Below are 14,656 nucleotides of genomic sequence, written 5' to 3' on the forward strand. Positions count from 1 at the left end.
CTCAGAACCCCTAAGGATCATCGCCTTGGTAAGCCGTTACCTTACCAACTAGCTAATCCTACGCATGCCCGTCTTATACCGATAAATCTTTAATATACTAACCATGCGATCAATATATACCATGGGGTATTAATCCGGGTTTCCCCGGGCTATCCCCCTGTATAAGGTAGGTTGCATACGCGTTACGCACCCGTGCGCCACTCTCATGTCAACCGAAGTCAACAATCCCGTTCGACTTGCATGTATTAGGCCTGCCGCTAGCGTTCATCCTGAGCCAGGATCAAACTCTCCATTGTAAAGTTTGTTTGTGTAACGAACTCCCGAAAGAATTTAGTTACACGATAGTATTCCAGTTCGAATTGAATCGAATTGTCAGAATCATTAATGCTGTCTTACACTACTTCAAAGAACGTTACAGGCAACTTACTCGCCCATTTGCCGAATCATTTTCGAATCCCTTTTTCGCCAATTTGGCGCAAACAGGATTGCAAATGTCGGATTAAAATCCCAAATATTCAAATGTAAAGGTGGAAAATTTCCCGGAAAACTTTACGCTACTTTTTACTTTTTGTGCCGGAAAACGTGCTTTTCCAGACTCCTTTCCGGCGCTCTTTCCGAATGGGAATGCAAACATAGACCTCTTTTACGATTTAGCCAAACTGGAACCCGTTTTTATTTGCCCCAGCACCCAAAAAACCTGAAAACCAGCACGATTATTTTACTTTAATTCCCTTGCACCTTTGGCCGCTTGTATACGGGAACCGTACTGCAGGCTTCTCCAAACATCAAGCTCTTCACGACCGGTAGCACCAATCGCACCAACTCACCGTAGGCATAGTCCGGTACGGGTAATTTGCTGCAACCCTTCACCACTACCGGCTTATCTCTCAATGCCTCCAGATCGAGCTGCCGTAGTGCCTTCGCCATTAAATGAATTTCCAGGTCTTTCAAATCACCAATCACTACCTCCCGGGCAGCCTCCCGGAGCCGAACTGCCACCAGCATCAATGCCCAGGTCGGTATAATGGCATCAACGGAACAATGTATCCCGACCATTTTGTCTGCATAAACCGACAAATCCAATTCCTTCACCTGCTGACGAAACTCTTTTTCCTTCACCACAATGCCCTGAAAAAGCAAAGGCTCCAGATCAAAAAGTATCCGGTCCCCTTTTTCATAAAAGGATTCAAGATCAATGGTTACGATGGGGCTACTTGCCACCCTGTTTTTAATTTCACTCATGACAGCAATGGATTTTTCTTCGACTTAAGAACCATAAACTCCTTTAAGTAGTTCGGCTCAAAATAGGCAATGTCTGCCAACTCACCCCGCACAAATTTCCCGCCAGCAATCTCCCCTACCCACCGGGCACCATTTAGGTAGTCCCGAAAGACAGCCCGAGGGGATTCCAGGCATTTTCTGGCCTTTTCGTTGGCATTCCCCACAAAATAGACGGCCCCTTGTTCCAAGTACTCCCGAAAAGCGTTTTCGTCCAGTATTTCCGGACGCGTAGCCACCAGCGAATTTCCTTCGTGGTCCAGTACTTTGGCATACACTTCCATGCGCCTCGCGTCAATCATCGGAATCACAAAATCGCCCGGGTCCATTTCCGGCATCACCTGTCTTGCCAAAGCATCCAAACTATTCACCCCAATCAACGCGAGGTCGTGTGCATAGGCCAGCCCTTTCGCCGTGGAAACGCCAATCCGCAAGCCTGTATACGACCCGGGGCCCTCAGCCACAGCTATCGCATCCAGATCGCCCATCGCATAGCCGGAATGCTCCATCAAGCTCTTGATACAGGGCACCAATTTGCTCCCATGTACGGCTTCCTGATGCAATTCCAACAGTCCCACCAATCGGCCGCCATCGTGAATCGCCACCGAACAAATAGCGATGGATGTTTCTATGGAAAGTATTTTACTCATCCTTTTCCTTGCATCGGGAACTGTCACCCGTTATCACCAACCAACTGAATCCACCAACGTCTCAAAACAGATTAGCCACGGTTATCGCCAGGTAAAAAAAGGGTCAACAGCAATCTCCTATCCGGATTGCCTGAGGCCCGACCAATGATCTCTCCCCTTGATATCTTCAAACAACTTAGTAGGGCTACTTCACGCATTATTCGCGCAATTTCGGCGATAGGATTTGCGCATAAAGCTCCGTATCCCCCAGTATTTCTACCGCTTTCGTTAATTCAGCATCTGTATCAAGGGATGCTTCAATGATCCCTTGCTGATAATAATACCTGGAGACTATTTCATCTTTGAGGGCATCTTTGATTTCCTCCTTGAATGTAATCAAGTCCTGCTCCTTGCTATGAGTTACCCGCTCCTTCAACGATGCCAGTTCGTCTCGAATTTCTTCAAAATATTTCTCCCGTTCGGCATACCTCTCCAGATCCTCGATGGTTTTTTCTACCCGGGTAACGTAATCGTACTCTTTGTCCTGAAGCCATTCCACAAATTCATGGTACAGCTCCTCGCTAACCTCAAATTCCCGCGCAGCGGGAATGGATTCACAACTTAGTGCAAATTCATTCGCAAACCTAAAAATCAGACTTCGGGTTACCAAACTGTAGGTAATCGGCGCGAAACTACGGGAATCTACTTCAACATCCGGTTCAATCCCCGCACCGTCAAAAACTGTTCGCCCATTTTTGGTTTTAAAGGCGATACGCAAGGAATCAGGCACTGACTTCCCATTCCCTTCTTCGTCCTTCAAGCTGTAATCGATAGCCTGAATACACCTCCCGGAGGGAATGTAATACTTTGCCGTGGTAAGTTTTACCTGCGAATTGTAGGAGAGTGGCACCGTGCTCTGCACCAATCCTTTGCCAAACGATTTCCTCCCGACCAGCACCGCCCGATCGTAATCCTGTAGTGCTCCCGCAACAATCTCGGCGGCAGAGGCACTTCGTTCATTGATCATCACCACCAATGGAATATCCTTGTCGATAGGGGATAATTCCGTAGCATAGGTTGCATTAACACTTTCCAGTTTGCCGAGCGTTTTTACGACCTCTCGCCTTTTCGGAATAAAAATATTGACGATTTTTACCGCCTCTTTCAAAATCCCTCCCGGATTGTCACGTACATCAAGTATGAGTTTTGTGGCACCGTTTGCTTTAAGGGCTTGTACCGCCTGAATCACATCTGTAGACGCGTTGGTGGTAAAGTCGGAAAGCTTGATATAGCCCGTTTCCTCGTCAACCATCCCGTGATAGGGTACGTTGCTGATAACTATTTTCTTACGCGTAAGGTTAAACGTCAGCGTATCTTCTCCGCGTTTGACTTCAACTTCCACTTCGGTATTCGCTGGTCCCTTCAGTAAGGTCGAGATTTCTCCGGTGTTTTTGTCAACCACCTGCACGGTATCTACCCGAAGCAATTCATCGGCGACCCGAAGCCCGGCACGTTGCGCGGGAAAACCCTCGTAGGGCATCAAGATCATGTTGATCCCCAGTCTGTTGCCGATTACTGCGCCAACTCCACCGTATTCACCGGTAGTCATCATCCGAAAATCGTCCGAATCTTCTTCCGGAATGTATTCCGTATACGGGTCCAATTCAGCAAGCATGGCATTAATCCCCACCGTCACCAATTCGTCGGGATCGATCTCGTCGACATAATAGGAATCCAGTTCTCTAATAAGCGAAGCAAAAATATCCAGGTTCTTGGCAATACTAAAAAGCTTGTCATTTTTGGGATAAAAAGAAAACAAGGTGACGACCGCTCCCGCCAGAAGGAAGGTGGCTAACAGGATTTTACTTCGTTTCACGTTATTCATTCGTAGGATTTTTTGCTGCCGGAATTTTATGCAGGATTTTTTTCAACTTTGGTTCTATCTCGCGATACCCCATCAAGTCCTGAGATACGTAAATCAACGCTATAAGTTTCTTTGGCACCCCTCTCTCCTCCAACACGTATTTATTCAGACGGTACGCCTCCTTCACCCTCCGCTTAATGTAGTTTCGGTCCACCGCCCGTCGAAGTTTCTTTTTCGAAACGGATACCAATAGCCGATGCGTGGTGTCATTGGGTTGATTCAAATAAATGACCTTAAACGGGTATAAAAAAAAAGAGGAACCTTTAGCAAAAAGTTCCTTTATTAACTTTTTGGAATGTAACCTTTCCCTTTTTGAAAATGTACAATCCCTCATGTAAAACAAACCGATCTATCCACTAAAGATAGCAAAAAAAGCATTATTTCTTCAGCGTCTTCTCGGAAGAAACCGATAATTTATGCCTGCCTTTTGCTCTTCTTGCCTTAAGTACTCTCCTGCCATTGGCAGTGGACATTCTTTCTCTGAAACCGTGCTTGTTTCTTCTTTTCCTGCGGGAAGGTTGAAATGTTCTTTTCATTATTGCTATCTTTAACTACGCGTTCGCTTATTTTAAAAGGACTGCAAAGATAGATAGGTTTTTTTTATTTACAAACGGGTGGCTTACTTTTGTTTAAGAGCTAATCCATACAATGCATGAAATATACGCTTTCCGTCCCCATTCCAACCTCTCAGGTTGTGGAAATCTGTCTGGAAATCTACTGTGATACCAAGGAACTCCTGTCCCTGCAACTACCGTCCTGGCGACCCGGACGCTACGAAATAGCAAATTATGCACAATACCTGAAAAATCTTGTTGTTATCGGTCCCGACGGTGCGATTGCTACTGAAAAGCTGACCAAAGACCGGTGGGCATTTACCTCCACCTCTTCGGGTACCTACTGCGTTCGGTATGCATTTCACGCGGCCCAGCTGGATGCAGGAGGCAGTTGGGTGTCTCCGGATACCTTTTACATCAATTTTATAAACCTGGCATTTTCGGTTTCCGGTAGAGAAGATGAACCGATTGACTTGCAGGTCATCCTGCCGGAAACCTACCGTATTGGCTGTGCCCTTCAGCAGGTGGGCGGGCAATTGTTTCAGGCGGGCAACTACCAGGAGTTGGTGGACAGCCCATTGCTTGCTTCAGCGCAACTGGAACACCGCAGCTATCGGCTTGGTGGCAGCATCTTTCACCTCTGGGTGGAAGGAAAGGTTTGCTTCGATTGGGATGAAGTCCTGGATCATTTCGAGAGATTTACCCATAAGCAAGCGGAAGATTTTGGCGAGTTCCCGGCTAGCGACTACCACTTTCTACTCCTACTGCTCCCCTTCCCCCATTACCATGGCGTCGAACACCGGTTTTCTACGGTCATTACCCTGGGACCGGACAGCCTCCTCGGCAGCAGCACTGGGATGGATCGACTGATGGGCATCTGCTCCCACGAATTGTACCATTTTTGGAATGTCTGCCGTATTCGGCCCCGGGCGATAGCTCCCTATGATTTTTCCAGGGAAGCTTACCTGACGGAAGGATTGGTCGCCGAGGGAGTGACCACGTATATGGGTGATTTTTACCTGCTAAAATCCGGGTATTATTCCCGGCAGACGTACCTCTCCAAACTGGAAACGCTTTTCGATCGGGGATTTGAGACCCTGGGTTGGGAAAATCAATCCATTGCTGCCTCCAGCTTCGACCTTTGGCTAGACGGGTACAAGGCCGGGGTCCCGGATAAAAAGGTAAGCATCTATACCCACGGGGCACTACTCAGCCTAGCGCTGGACCTGATGCTGCTGATAAAGGGAACGCGCTTGCATCAGGCCATGAAAATCATGTGGACGAAATACGGCAAGCCCGAAGTTGGCTATGGCCTGGAAGATTACCTGCATGTGCTGTGCGAGCTGTCGGAAAACCCCGGACAGATGGAAGAATTTTTTAAAGAGTATGTGTGGGGCACCGGAAACCTGTTTCCCCTTTTGGAATCCCTATTGCCAACCATCGGAATAACCGTTCGGCCTGTAAAAAAAGAAAACCGCCTGGAGAGTGAATTCGGATTAAAAACGGCATCCGATGGCAAAATCATCCGAATCCATCCAAAGTCACCCGCTTTTCATCAGCTTATGCCTCAGGACCTGATCCTGTCGTACAAATTCACTGATAGCGGCCTTCGCCTTTCCCTGCGGCGGTGGGGAGAAAAGAAAGAGGTCGTACTACCGCAATCGGGCCAGGCGTATTTCGTAAGCTACCGCATTCAAATCACCGAATCCTCTGAGCTATTCGAAACGTTTGTACGCCGCTAACGCCATCGGTAATAAACTAGGGAATTTCCCCATGCATAAAAAAAGGCTCTCGCGGATTGAGCGACAGCCTTTTTTATACAAACTCAGCACGGATGCTGGCAACTACTCAAACAAGGAATCATCCAGTTTTTGATTAATCTGTATATCGATCAATCGAGTCTCCAGCGGTACCGGTAACACCGCATTGGAAATGGCGACTTTCATGGGAAATAGAATACCTTCCACCTCCTGGTAATCACTGAAGGCTACATCCCCGGCGACCTCTGTCATCATTTTCAGCTTCAAGCCAGTCTTTACGCTAAAGAATTCCTCACTCTCCAGGCCCTCTCCATTGGTAACGTGAAGGGTATAGGCCTCCTCTCCATCGATACGCGTATTTTCGCCCATTTTCATGGAAAATCCCATCTCCTCGTAATGCAACTCGGGAAATGCATAAATATTGGTCTTCAAGGTTTCGAGTTCCTCCGGACGTAGGGACTGAACCTGCCCCATGGCACTCATATAGCCCTCATTGTTCTTCACGACGGTTTTTTGAACGACATTTCCGTTCATCACTACCTGCTGCATTAGCCGCAAATTTACCACATCCCGAACCGTGCTCATTTCCACGGTCATGCCCTGTACTTCTGCCTCCATAACCAAAACCAAGGTCTTTATCTGTCTGATTCTTTCCGCACCGCCAATGGCCTCCACATAGGCGTCCAATACTTCCTTTGGCGTTTTTGCAGGAGGTGTTTGATCTTGGTAGGGTCTTGCTACCGAAAACAGAGAACCGAATAAACCGGTCGCGAGAAACAGAAAAATAGCTTTTTTCATGCAAACAGTCTGTGTACGTTAAAATCAATTGAAATCCTGATCGGACAAAGATACATTTATTTCGAGATTTTCCACCTTGGAATTCAACGGAACAGGGATCATCGGACTTTTCAACGTCATGCTCACCGGGATCCTTACGCCCTCAAATTCCTTGTAATCGGAATAGATAGTTTCTCCGGAAATCTGGTTTTCGCTTTTCAACTTAAGGCCACTGTCCATGCTGTAATAATTGATCACCTTACCACCAGTCGGATTACTTACCACCAGTTTGTAGGCGGCTTCCCCCTCAATATCCGTCGCTCCATCAAGTTCCAGGGTGTACCCCATCGTTTCGTAGTACAACTCAGGTATCAGCCACAGGGAGGCCATTTTCACGTCCTCGTATTGCTCATCAGTGAGGGTTTGCGATTGGCCCATGGCACTTACCGTGGCCGCCCCATCTTTTAGAATGGTCTTGGACGCTTCGTTGCCCATCATCAACACCTTTTGAACCATGCGCTGCTTTTCCATGTCGTGTAGGGCTGTCAGCGTCAGCTTGGTTCCCTGCACCTCCGCAGACATTTCAATTTTCGCAGACTGAATTGCTGAAGCGGCCGCTTCACCTCCTATCGCTTCCAGGTACTGATCCAGCACATCAGCCGCCGTAGTAGCGGCATCCGAAAGGTTGATTTCCTGCACCTTGTCTCCTTTATTGGAATACATTTCCACCGCTCCAAAACGGGCCAGACCTTCCTTAATCTCCGAACCATCTCCTACCACGGTGATGTAGAGATTTTCTGGCTTCATGTACTTGCGGGCCGCAGCGTTGATTTCCTCCACGGTGAGTGCTTCCAGTCGCTTCAGGTAGTTGCTGTAAAAATCGTCGGAAAGCCCGTAGCGGGCGGTATTGATTGCAAAGGTGGCGATCGTATTGGGGTTTTCCAGTGACCGGCCAAATCTCCCGCTCAAATTAGCTTTTGCTGTTTTCAATTCCTCCTCCGTGATTCCGTTTTCTGCAATATTTCGAATCTCATATAGGATTTCGTACACGGACGAATCGGTCACGGCATTCCGCACAGAAGTATTTGCAGAAAACCGGGCGATCAGCTTATCTGATCCAAAACTGGACCGGGCGCCATAAGTGTATCCTTTGGTCTCCCGCAGATTTCCGTTTAGACGGGAATTAAATCCCTCTCCCAAAATAAAATTCAAAACACGGGTAGCCTGGAAGTCCGGATTGGTCAAATCCATCTCTACCGGGTAAGCAACCTGAATGACCGACTGTACTGCAGAGGAGCGATCATGCAGGGCTACTTTATTTTCCTCCGGAAGCCTGGGCTTCGCATAGGCAAATTCGGGCACCGACCCTTTTTCCCAGGAGGAAAAATAGGTTTCTGCGATTTTCTTCGCCTCCTTTTCCTCAATATCTCCCACCATGGCCAGGTAAGAAATATTCGGCTTAAAAAAGGTTCGGTAGTACTGACGAACGTCTTCCAAGCTCACATTCGCCACTGTTTCCTCCGTCATGGGCTCTCCATAGGGATGGTCCTTTCCATAAACTACCGCATTTGAGACCACACTGGCCAGGTAATCGGGGCTGTCTTTGGAGGATGCCAAGGAGGTGAGTGTCTGCTTTCTTAGTTTTTCGAGTTCCTCTTCAGGGAATACGGGGTTGTACAACACATCCGTCATCAACTCGAGAATTTTATCCTGATGCTTTTTTAGCGATGAGGCAGAGACCGAGGTGGAGCTTGCACTCAACGAGGCGCCGATAAAATCCACCGCTTCGTCCAGCTCATCCTTGGTTCGGGATTGCGTACCAGCCATCATCATGTCTCCGACAAAGCTGGTTAATCCCGCTTTATCCCCCTCAAAGAGTGGATCCCGATCCACTATCAGATAAAAAGCAATCCGGGGCAATTTATCATTGGGTACCACAAAGACCTGCAGCCCATTGTCCAGCGTAAAGGTAGCAGGCTCCTCAAAGGCGATCGAAGGCGCGGGTCCGGGCTCAGGCAAAACCGACCGGTCAACTTGTGCAATAGCAACCCCGAAAAGTAAGAATGCAAAAAGAAATAGCGATGCGTTTTTCATGGTTTTGAGCGTTTAAGGATTATTTTTGGAAGGCTTCGGGCTGTTGGGACTTGGGCAGGTAGTACAAGACCACTCGTCCATCCAAGGTGAGGTACTCCCTGGCCACGCGTTGTATGTCTGCCCGACTGACCTCACGGTATTTTTCCAGTTCCCGATTGATGTAGTCGGTGTCCCCGTAAAACAATCGGGCCTCCGCGAGGTTTTGTGCGATGCCCTCAACGGTCGCATTTTTACTCACCAGATCATTTTCCAGGATGTTTTGAATCTTTTGAAAATCGTCTTCCGAAATGCCTTCTTCCTGAACCTGTCGAATCAGCCGATCGACCTCATTCTCCAGATCTTCAGGCTCCACCCCCATATTGGTAATCCCGTACATGATAAAGATGCCTCCATCTTCCAAATCCAGCGGAATGGCCGCAATAACCAAGGCCTTTTGCTGCTTGTCTACCAGCTCTTTGGTCATCAGGGAGGAATTTCCTCCGGTCAGGTAAGTGGATAGTATCTCCATGGCATAGGCATCCGGATGATTTTTAGGAGGGAGGTTATAGGCCTGAATGATGGCGGGGATCTGAATATTGTCGTAGATTACATCCCGGATTTCCTCCTCTTTGCGGGGTTCTTTGACATCCGGACGGTAAATATCTCCTTTGCCCATGGGGATTTCCGAAAAGTACTTTCGGACCCACTCCTCGGTCTGATCGTAATCGATATCACCTGCAATGGTAAGGATGGCATTGTTTGGCACATAGAAGTCTTTGTAAAATTGCATGAACTCTTCCAGACTCGCGGCATTCAGGTGATCCAGAGACCCGATTGGTGCCCATTGGTAGGGGTGTTTGGAGTAAGCCCTTGCCAGGGTTTCCGGCAGGATGGTTCCATAGGGCTGGTTATCATACCGCTGTCGTTTTTCTTCCTTTACCACCTCCCGCTGGGTTTCCAATCCCACTTCATCGATCTTTGCGTGCAACATGCGCTCACTCTCCAGGTAAAGCGCCAGTTCCAGGTAGTTGGACGGCATTAACTCGTAATAATACGTGATATCGTTACTTGTGAATGCGTTCAACGCACCGCCGTTGCTTTCCACCAATTCGGTGTATTCTCCTCGTTCGATATTCTCCGATCCTTCGAAGAGCAAATGTTCAAAGAAGTGTGCAAAGCCGGTACGCTCGGGGTCTTCGTTTTTGGAACCTACATGGTAGAGAACCGACGTCACCACAATTGGCGTTTGGTTATCCCGATGCATGATTACATGCAGGCCATTTTCCAGGGAAAATTCCCGAAAATCAATCTTAGTTTGGCCTAGTGCCAAGGTCTGGGTTAGAAAAACACAGACCAACCAAATAGAAAACTTTTTCATAGGATAAGCGAGTATAATGGTTTCTGGTTGTTAACGATATTCATTATGTGCAACCTTCCCCAAAGAAAAAGGTTAAGGGTACGATCACCTGGTAAAAACAAGGGCATACATGCAGGCCCGATCTCAAGCCTTAATTCTTTCTATCAACGCTTTTGAGGCCGCAAGGTTTTTATCGTGCTGGGCTTCCAAAACGGTGAAAAAATCGGCCGATACGAGTTCGGGATTCCGAAGCAAAACACCAAAGTCGTGGATGGCCTTTTTCTCTTCCTCCAGGCAGTATTTTGCGATTTCCTTTTCATTATCGTGGTCCAGGGAGGTCTTGAAGTTTTTCCAGGAACGCTGAAAAAGATTCAAAAAACTACCCGACTCTATCGGTTTGCCCTCTAGCCGGTATATTTCTTCCAAAAGCGCATCCCGCAATACCATCTTTTCTCTGGCCCGTTCGATAAAGAAATCCTTCAACGAACCTTCCGTTAGGTTTCGGGCGGCATCCTTATATCCCTTGATGCTGTCGTGGGCATGTTTTAATAGTTGGTTTAAGTAATTTATTAATTTTTGTTGAATCGCCATAGCTAGGTAAAATAACTAATAAACAGTAAATATACCAAAATGCGTTGGTCCTACCTATGCTGAGACGGATAAGCTGTTATACAGGTTTGATTTTACCCCTACATTCGATATCTTCACCACGGGTAAATGACTTCTTCTTTTGGCTTCAAAAAACATGAAAAAAAGCAAACACTACGCATGCCTACCCCTGCTGGGACTGGCTGTTTCTTTCCTAATCGCCGGATGTGCAGCAAAGGATGCCGCAATACCGGAAAGCAAAAACTGGTACAAGGGAAACCTACATACGCACTCGTATTGGAGTGATGGAGACGAATTCCCGGAAGTAATTATGCGTTGGTACAAAGAAAACGGGTACCAATTTGTCGCGCTTTCCGACCACAATATTTTTCAGGAAGGCGAAAAATGGGTGAACATCCGTCAGGACAGCATGTACCGAAATGCCTTTCAAAACTACCTGAAAGACTACGGCGATTCCTGGGTTAGTTATGAAGAGAACGGCGACACCCTGCGCGTGAAGTTAAAAACCTTCGCCGAATACGCGCCACTTTATGAGGAAGCGGAACGCTTTTTACTGCTGCCCGCGGAAGAAATCTCGGCCGGATACGAAGGCAAACCCCTGCACCTAAATGCAACCAACCTGGACCAATTGATACAGCCCCGGGAAGGTGGAAGTGTGGTGGAAGTATTGCAAAACAACATCAATGCCGTCCTGGAACAACGAAAGGAATCCGGAAAGCCCATGATCGTACATATCAACCATCCGAATTTTCGATGGGCGATTACGCTGGAAGACATGATTCGGCTCAAAGGAGAGCGATTCTTTGAAGTTTATAACGGCCATCCAGCAGTAAATAACCTGGGGGATTCCACCCGTATTGGCTACGAAGAAATGTGGGATTTTATCAACATCGCCTATCTGGAAAAAGGGCAGCCCTTGCTGTTTGGTTTGGCCACCGACGATAGCCATAGCTACCACGAACAATCCTCCAAACTGGCCAATTCCGGTCGAGGCTGGGTAGTGGTGAAAGCAGGGGAGCTGACCGCAGGTGCACTGATTGAAGCCCTGGAAATGGGAGATTTCTACGCGTCTACCGGTGTAGAACTGGAGGAGGTCCATTTTGCGGATAACCAATTGGAGGTTCGGGCAAAACCCAAAGCGGGAGTAAGCTATACCCTGGAATTTATTGGCTGCAACACTGGAGAAAAGGAAACGCGTGTGCTGAAAACCGTCCGGGGTAATGCAGCCACATTCGAACTCGAAGAGGACCTGTTGTTTGTCCGATGCAAGATCACCTCTTCAGAAGCACAGGTAAATCCAGTGGAGAATATGCCTTACCAGTTAGCATGGACACAACCCGTACGTCCCTCCGATTCTGAAAAAGAAAAGCCATAATTCTTAATCAGACGTAGCCCCTCATCCGGGAAACAAAAATACCTCGTTTGTAGTAAGTAATCAGGTAATGGCCCTGCAGGAACTTTCCGGGAAGAAAATACCTGCGTTAAACCTACGGAATTATGTCACGACAACTCAAAAATTCGATTAGTCTGCTTCTCTTTTTCCTGATTTTTTCCCCGCTTTTTGCTCAAAATCAGAAAAAAATTAGCCTGGAAGACGTCTTTAAGGAAGCCGCGTTCCGCCCAAAAACCGTAGACGGTATCAACTGGATGAAGGACGGACGCTTTTACAGCGCCATGAAAACCGTGGATGGGTTTCCGGTAGTGGTGCAGGTAAATCTGGAGACAGGGGAAGAATCCCGGCGGTTAATTGACGGAAGAAAATTGGGCATTGATTTTGATTTCTATGCATTCAATCCGGACGAAAGCATGGCTCTTTTGGCGTCGGAGGTAGAGTCCATTTACCGTAGGTCAAGCAAGGCCGTGTACCACCTGCTTAACCTGCAAACGGGTCAAACACGGCAACTTGAAAACGGAGAGAAAATCATGTATGCAAGTCTGTCTCCGGATAATTCCAAAGTGGCCTATGTAAAAGGAAACAACTTGTTCTACGAAGAATTGAGTAGCGGCAATCGGGTGCAGGTAACCGATGACGGAGAAACCAATGCCATCCGAAACGGTGCTGCCGACTGGGTGTACGAAGAGGAGTTTTCCATGGCCCAAGCCTATGAATGGTCGCCGGATGGAAGCAAATTGGCCTTTATTCGGTTTGATGAACGGGAAGTTGCTGAATTTTCCATGCAGCTGTGGGGAGACCTGTATCCGGAAAACTACCTGTTTAAATACCCCAAAGCAGGCGAAAAAAACGCCGAAGTGAGCGTTTTGGTTCACGACTTGAAACAAGGACGCACCCAGCCTATCGATACAGGCGAGGAAGCGGATCAGTACCTTCCCCGCATGTATTGGGCCAGCGACAGCCAAACGCTGGCCATTGTGCGGCTTAACCGGCTTCAAAACCAAAAAGATATTCTTTTCGCTGACAGCAAAACAGGAACGACAAAGACCATACTAACGGAAACCTCGGAAACCTATGTGGACCTGAATTACAACGACCATTTTATATTCCTTCCCGAGGAAAACGGGTTTCTGACCACTTCCGAAAGAGACGGTTTCAAACACATCTACCGGTACGATCTGGAGGGAAACCAAATCCAGCAAATCACACAGGGAAATTGGGAAGTAACCCAGCTGGTCGGGGTGGACCTGGAGCAGAAAAAAGTATATTACCTTTCCACCGAAATCTCTCCACTTGAGCGGCATTTTTTTTCCATTGACATGGAGGGGCGGGATAAAAAATTACTTACCCCCGAGCCCGGTACCCATGCCATACGCATGAGTCCGGACCATCGGTTTTTTGTGGATGCGTACAGTTCGGTAGCTGAACCGCTAAAAACCAGACTAATGGATGCCAAAGGCCGGTTACTCAAAACGCTCGAAGAAAACACCGAACTGCAGGAGCAGATGCAAACCTATACTTACCGTCCGAAGACATTTTTCTCCTTTTCCATCCCAGACGGCACCGAATTAAACGGCTACTTGATTCAGCCTGCGCACTTTGATCCAGCAAAAAGATATCCGCTTTTACTCTACGTCTACGGAGGACCCGGTTCCCAAAATGTGGTGAATTCCTGGGGAGGAACCCGCGATTGGTGGCACCAACACCTGGCTGCTGAAGGGTATGTGGTGGCCTGTGTGGATAACCGAGGCACTGGTGGTCGGGGCAAGGCGTTTAAACACAGCACCTACGGCCAATTAGGTAAGCTGGAAACCCAGGATCAGCTAGCGGCCGCTACGTACCTGGCCTCCATGCCCTATATTGACAGCGAACGAATCGGTATTTGGGGATGGTCCTATGGGGGCTACATGTCTTCGTTAGCGCTCATGATCGGTCACGACGTCTTTAAAACCGCAATAGCCGTCGCCCCGGTAAGCAGCTGGAGGTATTACGATACCATTTATACCGAACGGTACCTACAGACGCCGCAACTCAATCCGGCAGGATACGACAATTACAGTCCAATCACGCATGTAAATAAACTTACAGGTAATTTTCTGCTCATTCATGGAACCGGCGATGACAACGTTCATTTTCAAAACTCCGTGGAGTTGCTTGATGCACTCATTTCCGCTGATAAGCAGGTGGACACCTTCTATTACCCTAATCGCAACCACGGCATTTATGGAGGGAATACCACCTGGCATCTGTACCGAATGATGACAAATTATGTCAAAAATAAGCTATAAAGAATGGAATGTAC

Annotated in this window: 12 protein-coding genes and 1 rRNA gene; 3 read left to right on the forward strand and 10 right to left on the reverse strand. The window is 47.7% G+C overall.

Annotated features, from left to right (window positions below):
* The 6 genes from BMW71_RS04720 to rpmH form a co-directional block, all read right to left on the reverse strand.
* Positions 1-296: ribosomal RNA gene (locus tag BMW71_RS04720) — 16S ribosomal RNA — on the reverse strand; the annotation flags it as partial.
* A 427-nt stretch (positions 297-723) separates the two neighbouring features.
* Positions 724-1,242: a DUF2480 family protein gene (locus BMW71_RS04725; RefSeq protein WP_092170326.1), complete on the reverse strand. Its 519-nt coding sequence runs from the start codon at positions 1,240-1,242 to the stop codon at positions 724-726.
* Positions 1,239-1,928, reverse strand: coding sequence for a tRNA (adenosine(37)-N6)-threonylcarbamoyltransferase complex dimerization subunit type 1 TsaB (gene tsaB / locus BMW71_RS04730; RefSeq protein ID WP_092170328.1), 690 nt, complete (start codon positions 1,926-1,928; stop codon positions 1,239-1,241). Before tsaB ends, BMW71_RS04725 begins: the two co-directional genes overlap by 4 nt.
* A 196-nt stretch (positions 1,929-2,124) precedes the next feature.
* Entirely contained in the window at positions 2,125-3,792 is a 1,668-nt protein-coding gene (locus BMW71_RS04735) for a S41 family peptidase (protein WP_092170331.1), read from the reverse strand.
* Positions 3,785-4,165 (reverse strand): ribonuclease P protein component, encoded by a 381-nt coding sequence (gene rnpA / locus BMW71_RS04740; protein WP_092170333.1) that lies wholly within the window; start codon positions 4,163-4,165, stop codon positions 3,785-3,787. Before rnpA ends, BMW71_RS04735 begins: the two co-directional genes overlap by 8 nt.
* Before the next feature lie 43 nt (positions 4,166-4,208).
* Complete coding sequence (gene rpmH / locus BMW71_RS04745; protein WP_092170336.1) at positions 4,209-4,367, reverse strand: 50S ribosomal protein L34; 159 nt, start codon at positions 4,365-4,367, stop codon at positions 4,209-4,211.
* A 116-nt stretch (positions 4,368-4,483) separates the two neighbouring features.
* Between rpmH and BMW71_RS04750 the strand changes: the two genes are divergently transcribed.
* Entirely contained in the window at positions 4,484-6,127 is a 1,644-nt protein-coding gene (locus BMW71_RS04750; protein WP_092170338.1) for a M61 family metallopeptidase, read from the forward strand.
* A 102-nt stretch (positions 6,128-6,229) separates the two neighbouring features.
* Here BMW71_RS04750 and BMW71_RS04755 read toward each other — a convergent pair whose 3' ends face one another.
* The 4 genes from BMW71_RS04755 to BMW71_RS04770 form a co-directional block, all read right to left on the reverse strand.
* Positions 6,230-6,943 carry a hypothetical protein gene (locus BMW71_RS04755; RefSeq protein ID WP_092170340.1) on the reverse strand — a complete coding sequence of 238 codons (714 nt, stop codon included), beginning with the start codon at positions 6,941-6,943 and terminating at the stop codon, positions 6,230-6,232.
* A gap of 24 nt (positions 6,944-6,967) precedes the next feature.
* Positions 6,968-9,016, reverse strand: coding sequence for a M16 family metallopeptidase (locus BMW71_RS04760; RefSeq protein ID WP_092170343.1), 2,049 nt, complete (start codon positions 9,014-9,016; stop codon positions 6,968-6,970).
* A 19-nt stretch (positions 9,017-9,035) separates the two neighbouring features.
* A complete protein-coding gene (locus BMW71_RS04765; protein ID WP_092170345.1) occupies positions 9,036-10,373 on the reverse strand; it encodes a M16 family metallopeptidase in 1,338 nt (445 codons plus the stop codon).
* A gap of 123 nt (positions 10,374-10,496) precedes the next feature.
* A complete protein-coding gene (locus tag BMW71_RS04770) occupies positions 10,497-10,943 on the reverse strand; it encodes a PA2169 family four-helix-bundle protein (RefSeq protein ID WP_092170348.1) in 447 nt (148 codons plus the stop codon).
* Between the two features lie 154 nt (positions 10,944-11,097).
* On the opposite strand from BMW71_RS04770, the gene BMW71_RS04775 reads away from it, so the two are divergent.
* The gene (locus BMW71_RS04775; protein WP_092170349.1) at positions 11,098-12,336 is read left to right on the forward strand and encodes a CehA/McbA family metallohydrolase domain-containing protein; all 1,239 of its coding nucleotides are present in this window, start codon (positions 11,098-11,100) and stop codon (positions 12,334-12,336) included.
* Positions 12,337-12,458: 122 nt separating this feature from the next.
* Positions 12,459-14,642, forward strand: a complete 2,184-nt coding sequence (locus BMW71_RS04780; RefSeq protein ID WP_092170352.1) for a S9 family peptidase — start codon at positions 12,459-12,461, stop codon at positions 14,640-14,642.
* The last annotated feature ends 14 nt before the right edge of the window (positions 14,643-14,656 follow it).

The organism is Cyclobacterium xiamenense, assembly GCF_900109255.1.
Lineage (GTDB): Bacteria > Bacteroidota > Bacteroidia > Cytophagales > Cyclobacteriaceae > Cyclobacterium > Cyclobacterium xiamenense.

Coding starts and splice junctions, on each gene's coding strand:
- BMW71_RS04775 (WP_092170349.1), top strand. CDS start 11,098: ATGAAAAAAAGCAAACACTACGCATGCCTACCCCTGCTGGGACTGGCT.
- rpmH (WP_092170336.1), bottom strand. CDS start 4,367: ATGAAAAGAACATTTCAACCTTCCCGCAGGAAAAGAAGAAACAAGCAC.
- BMW71_RS04770 (WP_092170348.1), bottom strand. CDS start 10,943: ATGGCGATTCAACAAAAATTAATAAATTACTTAAACCAACTATTAAAA.
- BMW71_RS04760 (WP_092170343.1), bottom strand. CDS start 9,016: ATGAAAAACGCATCGCTATTTCTTTTTGCATTCTTACTTTTCGGGGTT.
- rnpA (WP_092170333.1), bottom strand. CDS start 4,165: ATGAGGGATTGTACATTTTCAAAAAGGGAAAGGTTACATTCCAAAAAG.
- BMW71_RS04780 (WP_092170352.1), top strand. CDS start 12,459: ATGTCACGACAACTCAAAAATTCGATTAGTCTGCTTCTCTTTTTCCTG.
- BMW71_RS04735 (WP_092170331.1), bottom strand. CDS start 3,792: ATGAATAACGTGAAACGAAGTAAAATCCTGTTAGCCACCTTCCTTCTG.
- BMW71_RS04750 (WP_092170338.1), top strand. CDS start 4,484: ATGAAATATACGCTTTCCGTCCCCATTCCAACCTCTCAGGTTGTGGAA.
- BMW71_RS04755 (WP_092170340.1), bottom strand. CDS start 6,943: ATGAAAAAAGCTATTTTTCTGTTTCTCGCGACCGGTTTATTCGGTTCT.
- BMW71_RS04765 (WP_092170345.1), bottom strand. CDS start 10,373: ATGAAAAAGTTTTCTATTTGGTTGGTCTGTGTTTTTCTAACCCAGACC.
- BMW71_RS04725 (WP_092170326.1), bottom strand. CDS start 1,242: ATGAGTGAAATTAAAAACAGGGTGGCAAGTAGCCCCATCGTAACCATT.
- tsaB (WP_092170328.1), bottom strand. CDS start 1,928: ATGAGTAAAATACTTTCCATAGAAACATCCATCGCTATTTGTTCGGTG.